This is a genomic window from Stenotrophomonas pavanii, from assembly GCF_900101175.1.
In the GTDB taxonomy this organism is placed as follows: Bacteria; Pseudomonadota; Gammaproteobacteria; order Xanthomonadales; family Xanthomonadaceae; genus Stenotrophomonas; species Stenotrophomonas pavanii.
In genome coordinates this window covers 37,636-55,755 of the sequence record NZ_FNFQ01000002.1, presented here as the reverse complement: position 1 = coordinate 55,755, position 18,120 = coordinate 37,636, and the positions used below count along the sequence as shown (strand labels likewise).

Genomic DNA, 18,120 nt, shown 5'->3' with positions numbered 1-18,120 from the left:
TTATCGTGAGGCATCACTTTAATCCAGCGTTTTCTGCACTTTTGTTGCGATGCAGTGCAAAAATCGCGCCGCCAGCACTCCCTCCACGCATCCTATGGATCTGCTGCAGAGCTCACGACCCGGTCACCCGGCAGCTCCACGCCATGCGTGGATGCGGAAACCCGCCAGCACATGGCAGATCCACGCCATGCGTGGATACGGAAATCTGGACGCACAGAAAAAAGGGAGCCCGTGAACGGGCTCCCCTCACTTTGCTCATGCCGCGCGTACCGGCTCGTAGCCATGCAGGTGGGCCTCGCTGCTCGCGCGTCCCTGGCTGAGCGAGCGCAGCGAGGTCGTATACCCGACCAGCTGCGCCAGCGGTGCGAAGCCGCTGACCTCGGCGCGACCGTCCTGGTCCTCGATGCGGGCGATGCGGCCATGGCGACGGTTGAGGTCGCCGACCACGTCACCCACCGACGCCGACGGCGAATGCACCGTCACCGCCATCACCGGCTCCAGCAGCTGCGTGCCACCCTCGGCCAGCGCCGCCTTGATCGCCTCGGCACCTGCACGATGGAACGCCATCTCCGACGAGTCCTTCGCATGGGTCTGGCCATCCACAAGCGTGACCTCGATACCCACCACCGGATGCCCGTGCGGGCCTTCCGACAGCGCAGCCCGCACGCCCTTCTCCACCGCCGCGATGAAGCTGCGCGGCACCACGCCACCGACGATGCGGTCATTGAACACCACCTGGTCGTCCTCGCGCGGCGATACGTCCAGCACCACGTGCGCGAACTGGCCCTGGCCGCCGGTCTGCTTGACCAGCCGCCCGACGACACCGGTCATCGGGCGCATCGGCGTCTCCTGGTAGGCCACGCGTGGCGCACCCACGCCTACATCGACCTTCCATTCGCTGCGCAGGCGCTCGACCATCACTTCCAGGTGCAGCTCGCCCATGCCCCAGACCAGGGTTTCACCCGTTTCCCGGTCCGTTTCCACACGGAACGAGGGGTCTTCCTGGGCCAGGCTGGCCAGGCCCTGCGCCATCCGGATCAGGTCCGCCGCACGCGCCGGCTCCAGGCGCCAGGCCAGCACCGGCGCCTGGGCCTGGATGTTCTCCAGACGCAGCGGGCGTGCGCAACCGCTCAGCGTTTCACCGCTGACCGCATCCTTCCAGCCCAGCACCGCGACGATGTCCCCGGCCACGGCCTGGTCGATGTCGTGGGTCTGGTCGGCCTGCACCCGCACCAGCCGGCTGACCCGCCGACCCTGCGGATGCTGCGAACTGGCCACCGCATCGCCCACCTTCAAGCTGCCCGAGTACAGCCGCACGAAGCTCAGCGCGCCGTGCTGCTGGTGGGTGATCTTGAACAGCAGGCCGGCCAGCGGACCGTCCGGGTCCGGCGGCAGTACCACCTCGCCGTCATCGCTTTCGGCGCTGACGGCAGGGCGATCCAGCGGCGACGGCAGGTAATCGACCACAGCGTCCAGCAGCGTCTCGATACCCTTGTCCTTGAACGCGGCACCGGCCAGCACGGGCACGCCCGCACCGGCGAGCGTCGCCCGGCGGATCGCCGCGCGCAGTACCCCGGCATCGATCACGCGACCTTCCAGCCAGGCATCGGCCAGCTGCTCATCGTGATCGGCCACGGCTTCGACCAGCGCATCGCGCTGCGGCTGCCACTGCGCACGCGCCGCGTCGTCCCACGCGGTGATGGACGCGGCCGCACCGTCCTGCCACTGCAGCACACGCTCGTCGACCAGGTCGACCCAGCCGTTGAAGCCGCTTTCGCTGCCCAGCGGAACGCCGAGCGCCCAGGGTCGTGCCTGCAGCTTGTCCTGCAGCTGCTCCAGCACGCGCTCGAACGAGGCGCCGACGCGGTCCATCTTGTTGACGAAGGCGATCAGCGGCACGCGATGGCGACGCGCCTGGCGCCACACGGTTTCGGACTGCGGTTGCACGCCATCCACGGCCGAGAACACGGCCACGGCGCCGTCGAGTACCCGCAGCGAACGCTCGACCTCGATGGCGAAGTCGATGTGGCCAGGGGTGTCGATCAGGGTCAGCCGATGCGGCGGCAGGTCGCGCGGCGCCCACTGCGCCTGCACGGCGGCCGCGCCAATGGTGATGCCACGTTCGCGCTCGATCGCCGAGAAGTCGGTGGTCGCGTTGCCGTCGTGTACTTCGCCGACGCGGTGGATCTCGCCGCTTTTCCACAGCAGGCGTTCGGTCAGCGTGGTCTTGCCGGCGTCGATGTGGGCAATGATGCCAAGGTTGCGACGGCGGGAAAGGACTTGGGTGTTCATGAGAAAGGTTCCTGCAAAGCCAACTTCGGGGGCCGCGCACCCCGGTTGGCGACAGGGTGCGCGGCTAGCGTTCGGTCTCGGCGATCTGGTGCATGGCACGTTCTCCTTTGCGGTACTGGGTAGCGTCGGCTGGGTAGAGTCGACTGTTAGTCGACTCGCGGGAAATTAGTCGAGTGCAAGAATCAAAAACGAAAAGAGCGCCCCGGAGGGCGCTCTGTCGAAGGTCCAGCGATGGCCGCTTCAACGGCCTCGTGGGGCTCCAGGCAGACACGCCCGTTCCGCGCTTGCGCGGGTCAGGGTGAAAAACTTCAGGAGCGGCATCCGGTTCATGGCGCGCATTGTAGACCTGCCAATCTGGCGCGCAAGTGAATATTGCACACACAGATGGAACGATGAGGCCGGCGGGCATCAGGGTCGGATCCCTTTGCGACGGCAAAGGGATCTGACCCCTCTCAGCCTTTACTTGCAGCCGTGCAGCGTGCGCGCCTCGGCCACGGTCGCCGCCTGGTCATCACCCATCGACATCCACCCCTTCAGCGACGTCGCCGGGTCCATGTGCGGCAGCCGTGGGCCGGCATGGATCACCACCTCGGTCCAGCTACCGACCGGGGCCAGTTCGGACAGGCGTGCCGCCTGGTCATCCTCGGTGCTGAACGTGTCGTCCGGGCTCGCGGGGGGCGTTGTGTTCACGGTCGCGGTCTTGCGGGAATGCACGCGCAGCGCGCCGCCCGGCATGCGCTGGGTGGTGACGTCGTAGCGCTCGATACCGTACGCCCAAGGGTTTTCGCCAACGCTGCGGGTCTCGCTTCCGTCATACGCCACCGCCACCACCTCGCCCGCCGGGCCGACCACGCCCGCGACGGCGCCCAGGCCGGACATCAGCGCCTGGTAGACGATCATCTGCCGCTGCTCGGTGCTCAACGCAGCGGCCTTGAGCTTGGCAGGGGGAATCTGCAGGTACGCCGCCTCCTTGCAAAGCACCAGCACCTGCTGGTCGTCCCAGCTCACGGACATTTCCTCGTTGGCGAAGTACTGCGTCCGGATGGACGCAACAGGGGAGCCCGCGCCAGCGGAATGCCGGATCTCGATCAGCGAGGCATTCTCCGCTGCATCGGTCAGCGAAACCGGCGAGGTGGAAGCCGCAGTCGCAGCGCCTGCGAAGCCAGCCAACACGGCCAGCACAGTGCCGCGCGAAATGCTACAGATCATTGCATCAGTCCATTGAGGGAATACCGGCCGGACATGATACGCGGCGACGGCGGCAGATCCGGCCTATGTCACCACCACCAACGGCACCCCGCGCCGCGGATGCTCCAGCACCACCACATCCTGCTGGTAAACCCGCTGCAGGTTGTCTTCGGTCAGCACCTGCAGCGGCGTGCCATCGGCCGCCACCCTGCCCTGCTCCAGCAGCACGATGCGGTCGGCATAGCCGGCGGCCAGGTTGAGGTCGTGCAGCACCACGATCACGCACGCACCGGCTTCGGCACAGGCACGCACACTGCGCAGCGTGCGCTCCTGGTGGCGCAGATCCAGCGCGGCGGTCGGCTCATCAAGCAACAGCAGCGGCGTGTCCTGCGCCAGCACGCGCGCGAACGTGGTCCGGGCGGACTCGCCACCGGACAGCTGCTGTACTTCGCGCAGGCGTAGCGCCTGCAGTTCGGCGGCATCGATGGCAGCTTCCACCTGTGCATCGTCCACACGCGGATCCGGCGGATGCGGCAACCGTCCCATCGCCACCACTTCTTCCACGCTGAAGGCGAAGCGCACGCCATGCTCCTGCGGCATCACCGCGCGCTCGCGTGCCAGCGGCCCCGCCTTGTAACTGGCCAACGGCTTGCCCAGCAGGCTCACCTCACCCACGTCGGCACGCAGATCACCGGCAGCCACCGCCAACAGCGTTGACTTGCCTGCGCCGTTCGGGCCAACCAGCGCGGTCACCGTGCCCGGCTCGAACGCGAGCGAGACGCCATGCAGGATCTCGCGCTGCTGGCGGCGCACCACCACCTCGTGCAGCTTCAGCAGCACGCTCATGGCGCCGCCTTGCGGCGCTGCTGCAGCACCAGCCAGAGGAAGAACGGTGCGCCCAACGCGGCCGAGAACAAGCCCAGCGGAATCTCCGCGGGCGGATCAAGCGTGCGTGCAGCGGTGTCGGCCACCACGATCAGCAGCGCACCCAGCAGGCCGGACAACGGCAGCAACCAGCGATGCCCGGGGCCGACCAGCAGGCGCGCGACGTGCGGCACCACCAGGCCAACGAAACTGATCGAGCCGGCAAACGCCACCGCTGCGCCCACCAGCAGCGCACTGAACGCCACCAGCCGACGTCGCGTGCGGGTGACATCCAGCCCAAGGTGCTGTGCCTGGCGCTCGCCCAGTGCCAGCATGTCCAGCGGCGTGGCCAGCCGCTGCAGCGCAAACACGCCAATCGCAAACAACGGCACCACGGCTGCCACATCGGCCCAGTTGGCGCGCGCCAGCGAGCCCATCTGCCAGAACACCAGCGATTGCAGCTCGCTCTCACTGGCAATGTACGTGAGGAAACCGATCAGCGCCGAGCAGAATGCAGCCATCGCGATGCCGACCAGCAACAGCGTCGCGTTGCCCGAACCTTTGCCGGGCCGGGCCAGTGCGTAGGTGAGGCCGATCGCCAGCGCACCGCCGGCGAACGCCGCCACCGGCACCAGCCAACCGGCCGCACCGGCAGCGCCGAGCACGATGGCGGCCACCGCCCCCAGCGCAGCACCCTGGCTGACACCGACGATGCCGGGGTCCGCCAGCGGATTGCCGAACAGCCCCTGCAGGCTGGCACCGGCCATCGCCAGCGATGCACCCACCATTGCGCCCAACAGGGCACGCGGAATACGCAGTTGCCAGACCACGGCCAGGTCGCGACTGCTGACCGCCTGTGGGTCAAGCAGGCCCAGCTTCACCGCCAGCGCCTGCATCACCTCCAGCGGCGGCAACCGCAACGGACCCACGGCGAACGACGCCAGCACTGCCCCCAGCAGTGCCAGCAACGCCACCATCAACATCGCCCGCCCGCGACGGCGGCGCCGATCCGCCGGACTCATGCCTTGGGCAACGCCGCCAGGGCCTTGGCCAGCGCCAGCGCGCCCGCACCAGAACCCACGCTGGTGTACTTCAGCTGCACATCCGGCATCACCCAGACCCGATTGGCCTGCCCGGCCGGGGTCTGCTTCAGCGTCGGGTAGGCCTTCCACAGGCCTTCGGCACCGCCGAACAGCTGCAGGTCATGCTCGGTCACCAGGATCACTTCCGGTGCCGCCGCGACCACGCCCTCGTTGCTCAGCTGCGAGTAGTTCTTCACGCCGGCCTCGGTGCCGATGTTGATGCCGCCGGCCAGGGCGATCAGCTGCGCCGACGCGCTGTCGGCACCGGCAACAGTAGGCGAGCCGCCAGCGCCGGTGGCCGAGACGTGGATCAGTCGTGGCGCATGGCCCAGGCCCTTGCCAATCGCTGCAGCCTCGTCGAGCTGGCGCTGCACCTGCGTGGCCAGTGTTTGCCCCGCTTCGGCCAGCCCTAGTGCGGCGGCGACCTTGCGCACCTTGTCCGGCGCCGGCTGCAGGTCATCGATGACCACCGCTGGCTCGCCCACCTCGCGCAGCTTTTTCGCCAGCTCGGTGTGGCGGCGCAGGCTGTTGCCGAGGAACAGCGAGCCCTGCAGGCTCAGCACGCCCTCCACGCCGGTGGTGCGGTTGAACAGGAACTGGTGCGGCGCGGCCAGGCCGGCCTGGGTGGTGGTGTTGGTCGGCGCGGCGAATACCTGCGTGCCCAGGCCCAGTGCTTCGATCACCGCGATGACGTCGTCGCCACCGGCAATGATCCGGCGGGTATCGGTCACCTCGATATCGGCGCCGTCATCGGAATGCACTTTGGCCGGCAGCACCGCCTTCTGGTCATGCACCGCCGGCATCTCGGCACCGGCCACGCGCTGCCAGCCTGCCGGCAACGCGGTGTCCGCAGCGGCGGTTGCGGCGGGCGGCTCGGCGGCCTTGTGGCCATCAGGCGGTGTCGACGCACCGCTACAGGCGGCCAGCGCCAGCGAAACAGCCAACGGAAGCGCACACAGGCGCAGACGGGACGCGATGTTCATGCTCGTTCTCCTTGCTGGCAGGGCGACGTGCAGGCCGCCCCGCCCTGTGATTTACTGCTTCGGGGTAATGCGGGTGATGCGGTCACCCTTCGGATCTTCGGCGCCACGCGACTTGTTCACCGCGAACACGTTGCCCTTGCCATCGGCACGGACATGGTTCGGCAGCGTGCCGCCATCGAGGTTGGCAACCACCTTGCCGTCACCATTCACCACGGTGACCGTGCCGGCGCCCCGGTTGCTGACGTAGGCCAGGCCGGAGGCATCATCGAAGGCGACGTTCAGCGCGCCGGCGCCGACCGGCACGTCGTGCAGCACCTTGCCTGCGGCCACATCGACGATCAGCAGGTTGTCGGTGCCCTGGGAGGCCACGTACAGGCGGTTGCGTGCCGCGTCGAAGGCCACGCCCGAGGCACTGATCGAATTGCCCAGGTCGATGACCTTCTCGACCTTGCCGCTGGCCACATCGATCACCGCCGCTTCCGGCGTGCCGATGCTGACGGTGAACAGCTTGCCGCCCTTCTCATCCAGCACCAGGCTCATCGGGGTGAACGTGCCGTCATCGACGCCGGATTCGAGCGTCACCGGCGGCAGTTCCTTGAAAGTCCTGGCATCGAACACCGACAGGTGGTCTTCACCCGTGGCCGAGGCGAACACCTTGCCGCGGGTGCCATCGACCACCACGTCGCGCGCGTGCGGCACAGTGTCGGCCGGGAACTGATGGACCAGCGACAGGTCCTTCTGGCGATAGACCGCGATCGAGTTCTGGCGGGTATTGGTGACCCAGACATTGCCGTGGGTGTCATCCACGCCCACACCGTAAACCGCGTAGACCGCACCATGGGTGTTGCCCGGCACCTGCGCCGGGGTGATCGCCCGGGTCACCTTCAGAGACGTCGGGTCCAGCTTCAGCAGCTGCGACTGGGTCACCGGCGGGCGCCCCACCGCCGAGGTCACGAACAGCGCATTGCTGGCGGCGCTGTAGGCGGACTGGTACAGGCCCGGCACCAGCTTGCTGGACCGGGTGGCGAACTGCGCCTGGCCGGACAGCGGCAGCTGCGGCGACACGCGCAGCTTCAGCACCGTGGCTGCGGCCGGCTGGCTGGCGCGCACCACCACCGGGTGGGTGCCCGGCACCGCGTCGGTCGGAATGCTCAGCTGGGTCTTGAAGTTGCCATCGGCATCGACCACCAGCGGCTGTGCGTTGAGCACGCTGTCGCCACGCAGCAGGCTGACCTTCTGGCCCGGCACGAAACCACGGCCGACCACGTCGGCGGTGCTGCCGGGAACCACGTTCTCACCGCGTGAGACGACCTCACCCTTGAAGGTAGCCTTGGCCGGCTGGTCGAACACCGGCTGCGCGGTGGCGGTCACCGCCAGCAGCAGGCCGGCAGCAAGAGTGGTAAGACGGAAAGACGGACGGAACGACATGGCAGGCTCCTTGCACACGTAGGCCGCGCCACGTGGCGCGGGATTCATCGGTTGCCTGGGCCGCTGCACGCCGGCAGCCTCGCCTGGGTGGTGGGATCGCACGGCATCGCGTGCGGGTCGGCTCACTCGGCGGCGTTGTCACCGCCATTGGGTGCGCCATCGCTGGTACTACGGTCGGTTACGCCGTACAGCTCGTGCAGCGCCGCGTGGAACGAGGCGGGCAGCATCGGGCCATGGCCCAGGCCAGGAAATTCCCGGTAGCGCACGCTCAGGCCCGGCACTTTGCCCAAGCGCTCGGCCAACTGCATTGCCGCGTCCGGCGTGGCGCCACCGATACGGCGCAGGTGCGCCACCACGCGCGGATTGGTCAGGTCACGCTTGCCGCGATCGCCGACGCGTTCGGCGCCGCCCAGCATCAGCCATAGGTTGGCCTGCTGGCCGTGCACGTTCTGCACGAACTGCTGTTCCGGATCACCCAGCGCCGCACCCTGGCTCCACCACAGCGAGGGGCTGGCCGCCAGATAGGACTGGAAGGCGGCGGGACGCGTGTACAGCGCATGGAGCACGAACAACCCGCCCAGCGAGTGCCCCCACAGCGCTTGCTGCTGCGTATCGATGCGTGCGCGACGCTCGACCTCGGGCTTGATGCGGCGTTCGATCACATCCAGGAAGGCCGCAGCACCACCGCCGACCGCCTGGGTTGTGCCGCCCTCGTCGTCGGCACGGTCGATCCACGCGGTGTAGTCGCGGGTGCGCGCCTTGGAATCGATGCGCAGTTCATTGTCGTAGCCGATCAGCACCAGCACCGGTGGCGCCTTGCGCGCGGCCAGTTCGGCCAGCAACGGCTGGTCCAGCACCATGGCCACCGCATTGCCATCCAGTGCGTACAGCACCGGCGAGGGCGCCTTGCCAGGCTTGACCGGGATCGCCAGATTCACCCGCCAACGGCGCTGCTGGTCCGGGCTGTCCACCACGAAATGTTCGAAGCGATAGCTGATCGCCGGCTCGTCGAGCACGGTATGGCCGATCGTCTGCAGCGGATTGCGCTGCTGGGCATGGGCGTACGAGGTGACCAGGAGCAGAGCCATCATCAGGGCGGCCAGGCCGCGGGCCAGCGGACCACGGCGCGAAGGCGGGACGAAATGCTTCATCAGCGGCGGCAGACGCGGCACGGGGCCGCCGGTTCACAGGGAACCGCAGTCTACCTTAAACGCGAATGATTATCACATCGATCAAACGTCACGCTGTGTATCACGCGCGCGATGTGTTCATTTTCCCGGTTGCGCTGGAAACACCGGATCCACTATTTTCCCAGGCGCCGGGGCGCAGGAGCGCCCCGCCCTCGCAGGGCTGCGGATGGATGGGGGATCGAGCCATCGGCCGCGCCCTGTCCATGGCTGCCCGCCTCCACGCGTGGCGTGGATCTGCCGACCATCCTCCGCGAATGACGCGGAGGTCACCACCACCCACGGGAATGGATCCCGTGACTGCGAGAACACCTTGAAGCGCACCGCCCTGATCGCCCTTTCCCTCGGCCTGCTTGCACCGCTGGCTGCCCATGCCGCACAGGACCTGCCAACGCTCTACCAGGCCTTTGAAGAAGCCGGCAATTCGTCACTGGGCATGGACCAGCTCAACCAGACGGTGACATTCACTGCCGTAGCCCTGAGCGTTTCCAGCAACCTGGCGGGCGAGCCACTGATCGAGGCCGGCGACGACCAGGGCAATGTGCTGGCCCGGCTGACCAGCGACGACGAACAGCAGGCGGCCAAGCTGGGCGCGCTGGAAGAAGGCGCGACGTTCACCGCCAGTTGCACGCTGCAGTTCAGCTCGGGCACCGACTACCTGTCCTTTGGCGACTGCACCATCAAGTAAAGACGAAGCCGGCGAAATGCCGGCTTCATTCTGCTGCCCTGTAGCGTCGAGGCGCGCTCGACTCGCGCCGTGTCACGGTCCCGAAGGCACCGGACCGTATGCATTCTCCTGCGGCGTGCCCGGCAGCAGCGCGAATACGAAGATCACCAGGCCACCGAACGGAATGAAGGCCAGCAGGTACATCCAACCCGACTGGTTGCAGTCATGCAGGCGACGGACGGTCACCGCGATGACCGGCAGCACGGTGGCCAGCCAGAACACGACGAACAGGATGATCGACGCAATGCCGAGGACGTCGGACTGCATCACCAGCCCGGCAACGAGCGGCACCATCAGTACGGCCGATACGATCAACAGGAACAGCTGGAACATCCAGTACTCGCGACGGTTGGCACGACCCTCGAACTGGGCGTAACGCTTCAACGGCAGAATCATTTCCTGCACGGCATCGATCCTTGAAAAAGTGGCCGCGCAGTGTGCCAAAGACCGGCGGCGGGAACAATGCAGCGTCGAGCATGGCTCGACCCCACATAAGCCGGCTCAACGGCCCTTCGCGGCCCGCGCCGCTTCGCGCTCGGCACGCAGCCGGTCCAGCTTTTCCTTCAGCTTGATTTCCAGGCCGCGCGGCACCGGGTTGTAGTACACCCGTTCGCCCATCGCGTCCGGGAAACCGGTCTGGTCCAGCGCGATGCCACCTTCGGCATCGTGGTCGTACTGATATTCGGCGCCATAGCCCAGCTCCTTCATCAGCTTGGTCGGCGCATTGCGCAGGTGCAGCGGCACCTCTTCGGTACCGCTCTGACGCACGTCAGCCTTGGCCTGGTTGAAGGCCGCATAGCCGGCGTTCGACTTGGCAGTGCTGGCCAGGTACAGCACCAGCTGCGCGAAGGCGAGTTCGCCTTCCGGGCTGCCGAGCCGCTCGTAGATGTCCCAGGCTTCCAGCGCCATGCTCTGCGCGCGCGGATCGGCCAGGCCGATGTCCTCGATGGCCATGCGGGTCAGTCGACGCGCCAGATACGACGGATCGCAGCCGCCATCGAGCATGCGGGTCAGCCAGTACAGTGCGGCGTCCGGGTTGGAACTGCGTACCGACTTGTGCAGTGCCGAGATCTGGTCGTAGAACTGCTCGCCGCCCTTGTCGAAGCGACGGGTGCGATCGGCCAGCACCTGGGTCAGGGTCTGCGGCGTGATGCGCCCCCCCTCCCCGCCCGCCAGTTCGGCGGCGATCTCCAGCAGGGTCAACGCACGGCGCACGTCGCCATCGGCGGCGGTGGCGATCTCCAGCAGCAGTTCGGGTGCGACCTCGATGCGCTCTTCGCCCAAGCCGCGCTCGCGATCCCCCAGCGCACGTTCCAGCGCTTCGACGATATCGGTCGGCGAAACACCTTCCAGCACATGCACGCGGCAACGCGACAGCAGCGCCGAGTTCAGCTCGAACGACGGATTCTCGGTGGTGGCGCCGACGAACAGGATCGTGCCGCGCTCGATGTGCGGCAGGAATGCGTCCTGCTGCGCCTTGTTGAAACGATGCACCTCGTCCACGAACAGCACGGTGCGCCGGCCCTCCGCGAAGCGTTGCGCGGCTTCGGCCAGCACCTGGCGCACCTCCGGCAGCCCGGACAGCACGGCAGAGATGGCACGGAATTCCGCATCGGCGTACTCGGCCAGCAGCAGCGCCAGCGTGGTCTTGCCGCAGCCCGGCGGCCCCCACAGGATCATCGAATGCACGCGACCGGACTCGACCGCGCGGCGCAGCGCGCTGTCCGGCGCCAGCAGGCGCTTCTGCCCGACCATTTCATCGAGGGTGCGCGGGCGCATGCGCTCGGCCAGCGGGCGCAGGTGCTCCCGATCAACGCTCAGCAGATCGGGACCGGGGAAGGAAGTGGAGCGATGTCTTGGCACCCGCTTATTGTACCGCGAGAGCGTGCCAGCAATTCCGGTAGTGCCGGCCGCTGGCCGGCAGATCCCAAGCGTGCCAACCAACGGTTGGCACCCATCAGAGCAGGTAGCGCCGGGCCATGCCCGGCGCCCTGATCAATCACCGATGACGTCGGTGCCCTTCGGCGGGGTGAAGCTGAAGGTGCCGGCGGCGAAGCCCGGGTTGCGCTTCCAGCCACTGAAGCTGATCACGGTACGCTGGCCAACCGCATCGGTGATTTCCATCTTGGCCAGGCCCTGCGCGTTGAAGCCCAGCGCCGCGTACTGGAAGCTGGCTTCGGTCTCACGCTTCGGCGACAGCGACAGCCACTGCAGGCCATCGCGCTGCGCAGCCTCTTCGCTGACGTCGTACTGCTGTTCCAGCAGCGCCGGATTGATCAGCGCGGTCAGCGGGCTGTTCTGCTCTTCCTTGCCCTGCTCGCGCACGGTGGCCTGCTCCAGGTCCGGCTCGTACATCCAGACCTTCTTGCCGTCAGCCACGATCAACTGCTCGTGCGGGCGCACGTATTCCCAGCGGAACAGGCGCGGCGCCGACAGGGCCACGCGGCCGCTGGTCGATTCCTTGACCTTGCCGCGGCTGTCGAACACCTGCTGGCTGAACTGGCCATCCAGGCCCTTCAGGCCGCTGGTGAAAGTCTTCAGGTCATCGCGGGCGCCAGCCCAGGCACTGCCGGCGGCGGCGCAGGCCACGGCCAGGGTGGTGGAAGCAAGGAAACGGCGGAAGCGGACGTTCATGCGGAAATCCTGTGGGCACGCAGGCCAGGAAAGTTGGATGTGAGTGTGCCCGGTGCAAGCTGAATGGGCGATCAGGGCGACATTATGCCGCCCTGATCGTCGAACCGCGATGCACGCACGAACGCGGCTTCATCCACGCAGGGCGCGGTTCTACCTCAGCCGACCGTACAGCACCTGGCCACGGAAGCCGCGCCGCACTTCGCGATACAGCGCGCGGAACGCCGGATAGTCGTGCGGCTGGCACAGCGCCTCCGGGCCACGCACCGCGTTCTGCTGCAAGCGGTGGTGCACGATCACGTCCTGGCCCTCGCGGCTCCAGTCCACGCGATATTCGCCGGCGGCGTTGGCGAAACGCTGGCTGGCCGGGATGGCGATGATCGGTGCATTGGCCGGGAACTGCAGGCGATAGGTTTCCTCGCGCAGGCTGGCATTGCAGTAGAACGGCGTTTCGTTGGCCGGCGCCGAGGCAGTGGCATACAGGCCGCGCACCGACTCGCCGCCCGGCGGGTCCGGCACGGCCATGCCGCCGGCCACGCTGAAATCGGCGTAGTCCTCGGCCTGGAACGCCATGCGATAGCCGAAGGGCCGGGTCAGATCGCCTGGCACGCCCTGGATCTGCAACTGCCCCCGTCCGTCAAAACCCGACGCGGCCATGATCTGCTCCTCAGCGCGCGCACGGTTCTGCGCGTTGAGCTGTGAGAACTGCGCGCGCATGCCGATCTCGGCGTTCTCGCCCAGCTTCGGAATCGTCTCGCCGCGCAGGTCGCCATTGGCGTCGAAGGTGAAGCGCACTTCCATCGACGTGGCGTTGCGATCGGGCGTGTTGGCCGGGGTGCGCGCCAGCGTGGCGTCGCGGGTGCGCACCACCGGCGCCCCCAGATCGCCTTCCGGCAACTGTCCGAAGCGCGCCCATGCCGTGGTCGAATCCAGGTACAGATCGAACTCGGGGATGTAGGTGATGGCGTGGTTGAAGCGGCCCAGCACCGGAATCTTCGGCAGCGTCGGACCGCCCCCGGCACCGATCAGCACCGGCGAACTGGCGATGCCCTTGGCCGCCAGCAGCGCTTCCAGGATCGTCACATGGTCCTTGCAGTCACCATAGTGGTTGTCGAGGATGCTCTGCGCGCTGTTCGGCTCCAGGCCACCATTGCCCAGGTACACCGCCACATAGCGGATGTTCTGCGCCACCCAGCGGTACAGCGCATCGGCCTGCCCGCGGCGGTCGCTGATGCCGGCGGTGATCTGGTCGGCCAGCGCCTGCAGTTCCGGCGTGACCTGCGCCGCCGGCCCGGCCTTGCGCTGGTAGGCGCGGCCCATCTGCGCCCAGTCACGATACGTGCTGGCCATGATGTTCGGGCCGAACTCCCACCCGGCGGCCGACCAGTTCTGCGCCGGCATCGCCTCACGCCGCTGGTAGCGCCAGCGCCACTGCGCCTGGCCGTTCTTCACTGTCGGGCGATCGCTGCCCTGCACGCCGCGGCTGTCGATGAACATCGGCAGGTTGGCCGGCGCACTCAGGGTGACCTCGGCGTCCTCGTATTCGGTGAAGACATTGAAGGTCTCCCACAGGCCAAAATAGCCCGGGAAGTACGGCGTCAGCTGGGTCCGGCGCACCTGGTAGTACAGCCGCGTGCCCGGCGCCAGGTTCGGGAACACGATCACCCGCACCTTGCGGTCGGCGTACATCGCCGCCGAGGCGCTGGAGTAGCTTTCCTGGGTGTAGATGCGGTCGGCCGGCACGTCGCGGCGCTGGCCGTCGGCAGTGATGGTGTAGGCGCCAAGCACCTCCAGGGTTTCCATCTTCTCGCTGTAGCTCAGCCGCACCTGGCTGAACTGCTCGACCGAGGCCTTGGTCTTGAGCAGCACTTCGTAGGTTTCGGTCTGCACATTGCCCGCATCCGGCCGGACCTGGTAGTCGGCGCGGTAACGGACAATGCTGAAATTATTGCTGGCTTCGGTATCGCCGCTGGTGGAAGGCGGCGCCGTGGCGGGCGCGGAGGTGGCGGTTTCTGCCAGTGCCGGACTGGCAGCCAGCAAGGCTGCCAGCGCCAGTGCCAGCGCGCTTGGTACGGGGTGAAGCATGCGTCGGTTCCTTGGACGTCGTGGGGGATACCTCGGGTCTTACTTCGGCGGCGGCGGTGCCAGCACCGTGCGGTCGCCGTTGTGCTCGGGCGGGCTGACCACGCCGGCCGCTTCCATGGCCTCGATCAGTCGCGCTGCACGGTTGTAGCCGATCTTCAGCCGGCGCTGCACGCCGGAAATGGAGGCGCGGCGGGTCTCGGTGACCACCCGCAGCGCTTCGTCATACAGCGGGTCGGACTCGTCGCCGGCCGCACTGGTCTCGGGCAGGCCGGTGGCACCGACGACCACGCCGTCGCCCATCGTCTGCACCTCGTCCAGCACCCCGTCGACATAGTCGGCCGGGCCCATCGCCTTGAGGTGCTCGACCACGCGGTGCACTTCGTCATCGGACACGAACGCACCATGCACGCGCTCGGGCAGCGCGGTGCCCGGCGGCAGGTACAGCATGTCGCCGTGGCCGAGCAGGGTTTCCGCGCCGGACTGGTCGAGGATGGTGCGCGAGTCGATCTTGGAGCTGACCTGGAAGGCGATACGGGTCGGGATGTTGGCCTTGATCAGGCCGGTGATCACGTCCACCGACGGGCGCTGCGTGGCCAGGATCAGGTGGATGCCGGCCGCACGCGCCTTCTGCGCCAGGCGCGCGATCAGCTCTTCGACCTTCTTGCCGACGATCATCATCATGTCGGCGAATTCGTCGATGAAGATGACGATGAACGGCAGCGTCTCCAGCGGTCGCGGCGCCTCGCCCAGCTCCGGGTTCGGCTTGAACAGCGGGTCCATCAGCGGCTGGCCGGCGTCCTGGGCTTCCTTCACCTTCTTGTTGAAGCCGGCCAGGTTGCGCACGCCCACTGCGCTCATCAGCTTGTACCGGCGCTCCATCTCGGCCACGCACCAGCGCAGGCCGTTGGCGGCCTCCTTCATGTCGGTGACCACCGGTGCCAGCAGGTGCGGAATGCCCTGGTAGACGCTCAGTTCGAGCATCTTCGGGTCGATCATCAGCATCCGCAGGTCCTTGGGCGAAGCCTTGAACAGCAGGCTCAGCACCATCGCGTTGACCGCCACCGACTTGCCCGAACCGGTGGTACCGGCCACCAGCAGGTGCGGCATGCGCGCCAGGTCGGCCACCGTCGGGCGGCCGGCGATGTCCTTGCCCAGCGCCAGGGTCAGCACGCTGGCCGACTTGTCATATTCCTTCGAGCGCAGCAGCTCGGACAGGAAGATCATCTCGCGGGTGACGTTGGGGATCTCCAGGCCGATCACGGACTTGCCCGGAATGACATCGACCACGCGCACCGACTTCACCGACAGGCCACGCGCGATGTCCTTGTCCAGCGAACTGATCTGGCTGACCTTGATGCCCGGTGCAGGCTCGATCTCGAAGCGGGTGATGACCGGGCCAGGGTTGGCGCCGACCACCTGCGCATCGATGCGGAAATCCTTCAGCTTGAACTCGATCTGCCGCGACAGCGTTTCCAGCGTTTCTTCGTCATAGCCCTTCGGCTGCGGCTTGGGATCATCCAGCAGCGCCAGCGGCGGCAGGTCGGAACCATCGCCGTTGACGCCACGGAACATCGGAATCTGGGTATCGCGCTTGGCCCGATCACTCTTCTCGATCACCGGCTCCGGACGCGGCTCGATCTTCACCGGCTCGCGCTTGGCGCGCACCTCGGCGTCGGCCTTGCGCACTTCCTGGCGTTCCTCGCGCATCACCCGGGTCTGCTTCCACTCGGTGACTTCTTCCTTCTTGCGCTCCAGCAACGGCGCCAGCGACATCACGCCGCGGCCGATCTTCTCCATCACCGTGAACCATGACAGCCCGGTCGCCAGGGTGATGGAGGCCAGCAGCAGCACCAGTACGAACAGGTTGGCCCCCAGCGCGCCGAAGCCTACCGTCAGCGAGTTGCCTACCAGCTTGCCGAGGATGCCGCCGGCACTGGCGACATCGCCACTGAACAGGCGCACATGCAGGAAGCCGGTGCCGGCAATCAGGAACCCGACCAGACCGACCAGGCGCAGTGCCGGATCCAGGTCGTTCTCGCCCTTGCTCTCGCGCTTGAGGCCGAACATGGCGATCCAGGCCAGCGCGCCCAGCACGATGGGCAGCAGGAAGGCGATGTAGCCAAACAGCTGCAGCAGCACGTCGGCGATCCAGGCGCCGGCGCGGCCGCCCAGGTTGTGCACCGGCGCAACCACGCTGCCGGTGTGCGACCAGCCCGGATCGGTCGCTGAATAGGTGAACAGACTGGCCGCCAGATAGAGCAGGGCCGGCGCGATGGCGATCAGGCCCAGGTCGCGCCAGAGGCGCTGGCGGCGTGGATTGTCGGTCGTCGCCGCCGCGGCCGTGCGACGTGACGCCTTGCTGTCGTCCGACTTGGAGCGTTCAGGGACCTGCTTCGCCACCTTAGACCATACCTTTGGAATGTGCTGTTAGTGATTGATAATAAATGAGACGGCGTCAGTTTTCAGTTATGCGACATCTGGCCGGGTCCGGACCGGGCCGAAACCACCGCTGGATGACGGCGTTCTGTTCATCGGCTTGAATCGCCCTGCCCCAGCCGCCACTCTATGACCTGCCGAGGATGCTGCGCAAACATCGCCAGCGCCTTGTCCCATCTACCTTTTCGCGAGTTTACATGAGCACCAGCCTGCCCTCCCGCCACCAGCGCCTCGTCATCCTCGGTTCCGGACCGGCCGGCTGGACCGCCGCCGTCTACGCCGCCCGTGCCAACCTGAAGCCGGTCGTCATCACCGGCCTGCAGCAGGGTGGCCAGCTGATGACCACCACCGAGGTCGACAACTGGCCGGGTGACGCCCACGGCCTGATGGGCCCGGACCTGATGGCGCGCATGCAGGCCCACGCCGAGCGCTTCGAGACCGAGGTCATCTTCGACCATATCCACACTGCCGACCTGTCGCAGCGCCCGTTCAAGCTGATCGGCGACAGCCATGAGTACACCTGCGACGCGCTGATCATCGCCACCGGCGCCACCGCCAAGTACCTGGGCATCCCGACCGAAGAGACCTTCAAGGGTCGCGGTGTCTCCGCCTGCGCCACCTGTGACGGCTTCTTCTACCGCGACCAGGACGTGGTCGTGGTCGGTGGCGGCAACACCGCCGTGGAAGAGGCGCTCTACCTGTCCAACATCGCCCGCAAGGTCTACCTGGTCCACCGCCGCGACACCCTGAAGGCGGAGAAGATCATGCAGGACAAGCTGTTCAGGAAGGTCGCCGAAGGCAAGATCGAGACCGTCTGGCACCACCAGGTGGAGGAAGTGCTGGGCAACGACGCCGGCGTGACCGGCGTTCGCGTGAAGTCCACCTTGGACGGCAGCACCCGCGACATCGACGCCCACGGCTTCTTCGTGGCCATCGGCCACCACCCGAACACCACCCTGTTCGACGGCCAGCTGGCGATGAACAACGGCTACCTGGAAATCCGTTCGGGCCTGGGCGGCAACGCCACCCAGACCTCGGTGGAAGGCGTGTTCGCCGCCGGCGACGTGGCCGACCAGCACTACCGCCAGGCGATCACCTCGGCCGGCTTCGGCTGCATGGCCGCTCTGGACGCCGAGCGCTATCTGGACGCGCAGGGCAAGGCCAGCTGAGAAGCGAACCTGCTTCTGTAGCGTCGAGCCATGCTCGACCGAGACCAA

At 67.2% G+C, this 18,120-nt stretch carries 14 protein-coding genes; 2 read left to right on the top strand and 12 right to left on the bottom strand.

Going from position 1 to position 18,120, the window contains the following annotated elements; genetic code table 11:
* Window positions 1-255: 255 nt before the first annotated feature.
* The 7 genes from fusA to BLS66_RS03640 form a co-directional block, all read right to left on the bottom strand.
* Entirely contained in the window at window positions 256-2,292 is a 2,037-nt protein-coding gene (fusA, locus tag BLS66_RS03670) for an elongation factor G (RefSeq protein ID WP_074725105.1), read from the bottom strand.
* Between the two features lie 459 nt (window positions 2,293-2,751).
* On the bottom strand, window positions 2,752-3,501 hold the full coding sequence (locus BLS66_RS03665; protein WP_074725104.1) for a hypothetical protein: 750 nt from the start codon (window positions 3,499-3,501) through the stop codon (window positions 2,752-2,754).
* Window positions 3,502-3,564: 63 nt separating this feature from the next.
* The gene (locus BLS66_RS03660; protein ID WP_074725103.1) at window positions 3,565-4,326 is read right to left on the bottom strand and encodes a heme ABC transporter ATP-binding protein; all 762 of its coding nucleotides are present in this window, start codon (window positions 4,324-4,326) and stop codon (window positions 3,565-3,567) included.
* The gene (locus BLS66_RS03655) at window positions 4,323-5,366 is read right to left on the bottom strand and encodes a FecCD family ABC transporter permease (RefSeq protein ID WP_049449512.1); all 1,044 of its coding nucleotides are present in this window, start codon (window positions 5,364-5,366) and stop codon (window positions 4,323-4,325) included. Before BLS66_RS03655 ends, BLS66_RS03660 begins: the two co-directional genes overlap by 4 nt.
* Window positions 5,363-6,409, bottom strand: coding sequence for a heme/hemin ABC transporter substrate-binding protein (locus tag BLS66_RS03650; protein ID WP_074725102.1), 1,047 nt, complete (start codon window positions 6,407-6,409; stop codon window positions 5,363-5,365). Before BLS66_RS03650 ends, BLS66_RS03655 begins: the two co-directional genes overlap by 4 nt.
* Window positions 6,410-6,460: 51 nt before the next feature.
* Window positions 6,461-7,837, bottom strand: coding sequence for a YncE family protein (locus tag BLS66_RS03645; protein ID WP_074725101.1), 1,377 nt, complete (start codon window positions 7,835-7,837; stop codon window positions 6,461-6,463).
* A 122-nt stretch (window positions 7,838-7,959) separates the two neighbouring features.
* Window positions 7,960-8,988 carry an alpha/beta hydrolase gene (locus BLS66_RS03640; protein WP_057494255.1) on the bottom strand — a complete coding sequence of 343 codons (1,029 nt, stop codon included), beginning with the start codon at window positions 8,986-8,988 and terminating at the stop codon, window positions 7,960-7,962.
* A gap of 349 nt (window positions 8,989-9,337) precedes the next feature.
* On the opposite strand from BLS66_RS03640, the gene BLS66_RS03635 reads away from it, so the two are divergent.
* The gene (locus tag BLS66_RS03635; protein WP_049467707.1) at window positions 9,338-9,712 is read left to right on the top strand and encodes a hypothetical protein; all 375 of its coding nucleotides are present in this window, start codon (window positions 9,338-9,340) and stop codon (window positions 9,710-9,712) included.
* A gap of 72 nt (window positions 9,713-9,784) precedes the next feature.
* Here BLS66_RS03635 and BLS66_RS03630 read toward each other — a convergent pair whose 3' ends face one another.
* From BLS66_RS03630 to BLS66_RS03610, 5 genes are all read right to left on the bottom strand, one after another.
* Entirely contained in the window at window positions 9,785-10,156 is a 372-nt protein-coding gene (locus BLS66_RS03630) for a DUF805 domain-containing protein (protein ID WP_049467709.1), read from the bottom strand.
* Window positions 10,157-10,252: 96 nt separating this feature from the next.
* Window positions 10,253-11,530: a replication-associated recombination protein A gene (locus BLS66_RS03625; RefSeq protein WP_210240759.1), complete on the bottom strand. Its 1,278-nt coding sequence runs from the start codon at window positions 11,528-11,530 to the stop codon at window positions 10,253-10,255.
* Between the two features lie 216 nt (window positions 11,531-11,746).
* Window positions 11,747-12,385, bottom strand: coding sequence for an outer membrane lipoprotein periplasmic chaperone LolA (lolA, locus tag BLS66_RS03620; RefSeq protein ID WP_074725100.1), 639 nt, complete (start codon window positions 12,383-12,385; stop codon window positions 11,747-11,749).
* 150 nt (window positions 12,386-12,535) lie between these two features.
* Window positions 12,536-14,467 carry a DUF3857 domain-containing protein gene (locus tag BLS66_RS03615; protein WP_074725099.1) on the bottom strand — a complete coding sequence of 644 codons (1,932 nt, stop codon included), beginning with the start codon at window positions 14,465-14,467 and terminating at the stop codon, window positions 12,536-12,538.
* Window positions 14,468-14,506: 39 nt separating this feature from the next.
* Window positions 14,507-16,867, bottom strand: coding sequence for a DNA translocase FtsK (locus tag BLS66_RS03610; protein ID WP_064238502.1), 2,361 nt, complete (start codon window positions 16,865-16,867; stop codon window positions 14,507-14,509).
* A 233-nt stretch (window positions 16,868-17,100) separates the two neighbouring features.
* Between BLS66_RS03610 and trxB the strand changes: the two genes are divergently transcribed.
* Window positions 17,101-18,072, top strand: a complete 972-nt coding sequence (gene trxB, locus BLS66_RS03605; RefSeq protein ID WP_005416486.1) for a thioredoxin-disulfide reductase — start codon at window positions 17,101-17,103, stop codon at window positions 18,070-18,072.
* Window positions 18,073-18,120 lie beyond the last annotated feature (48 nt).

Coding starts and splice junctions, on each gene's coding strand:
- fusA (WP_074725105.1), bottom strand. CDS start 2,292: ATGAACACCCAAGTCCTTTCCCGCCGTCGCAACCTTGGCATCATTGCC.
- BLS66_RS03650 (WP_074725102.1), bottom strand. CDS start 6,409: ATGAACATCGCGTCCCGTCTGCGCCTGTGTGCGCTTCCGTTGGCTGTT.
- BLS66_RS03645 (WP_074725101.1), bottom strand. CDS start 7,837: ATGTCGTTCCGTCCGTCTTTCCGTCTTACCACTCTTGCTGCCGGCCTG.
- trxB (WP_005416486.1), top strand. CDS start 17,101: ATGAGCACCAGCCTGCCCTCCCGCCACCAGCGCCTCGTCATCCTCGGT.
- BLS66_RS03655 (WP_049449512.1), bottom strand. CDS start 5,366: ATGAGTCCGGCGGATCGGCGCCGCCGTCGCGGGCGGGCGATGTTGATG.
- BLS66_RS03640 (WP_057494255.1), bottom strand. CDS start 8,988: ATGAAGCATTTCGTCCCGCCTTCGCGCCGTGGTCCGCTGGCCCGCGGC.
- BLS66_RS03615 (WP_074725099.1), bottom strand. CDS start 14,467: ATGCTTCACCCCGTACCAAGCGCGCTGGCACTGGCGCTGGCAGCCTTG.
- BLS66_RS03665 (WP_074725104.1), bottom strand. CDS start 3,501: ATGATCTGTAGCATTTCGCGCGGCACTGTGCTGGCCGTGTTGGCTGGC.
- BLS66_RS03660 (WP_074725103.1), bottom strand. CDS start 4,326: ATGAGCGTGCTGCTGAAGCTGCACGAGGTGGTGGTGCGCCGCCAGCAG.
- BLS66_RS03625 (WP_210240759.1), bottom strand. CDS start 11,530: ATGCGCCCGCGCACCCTCGATGAAATGGTCGGGCAGAAGCGCCTGCTG.
- lolA (WP_074725100.1), bottom strand. CDS start 12,385: ATGAACGTCCGCTTCCGCCGTTTCCTTGCTTCCACCACCCTGGCCGTG.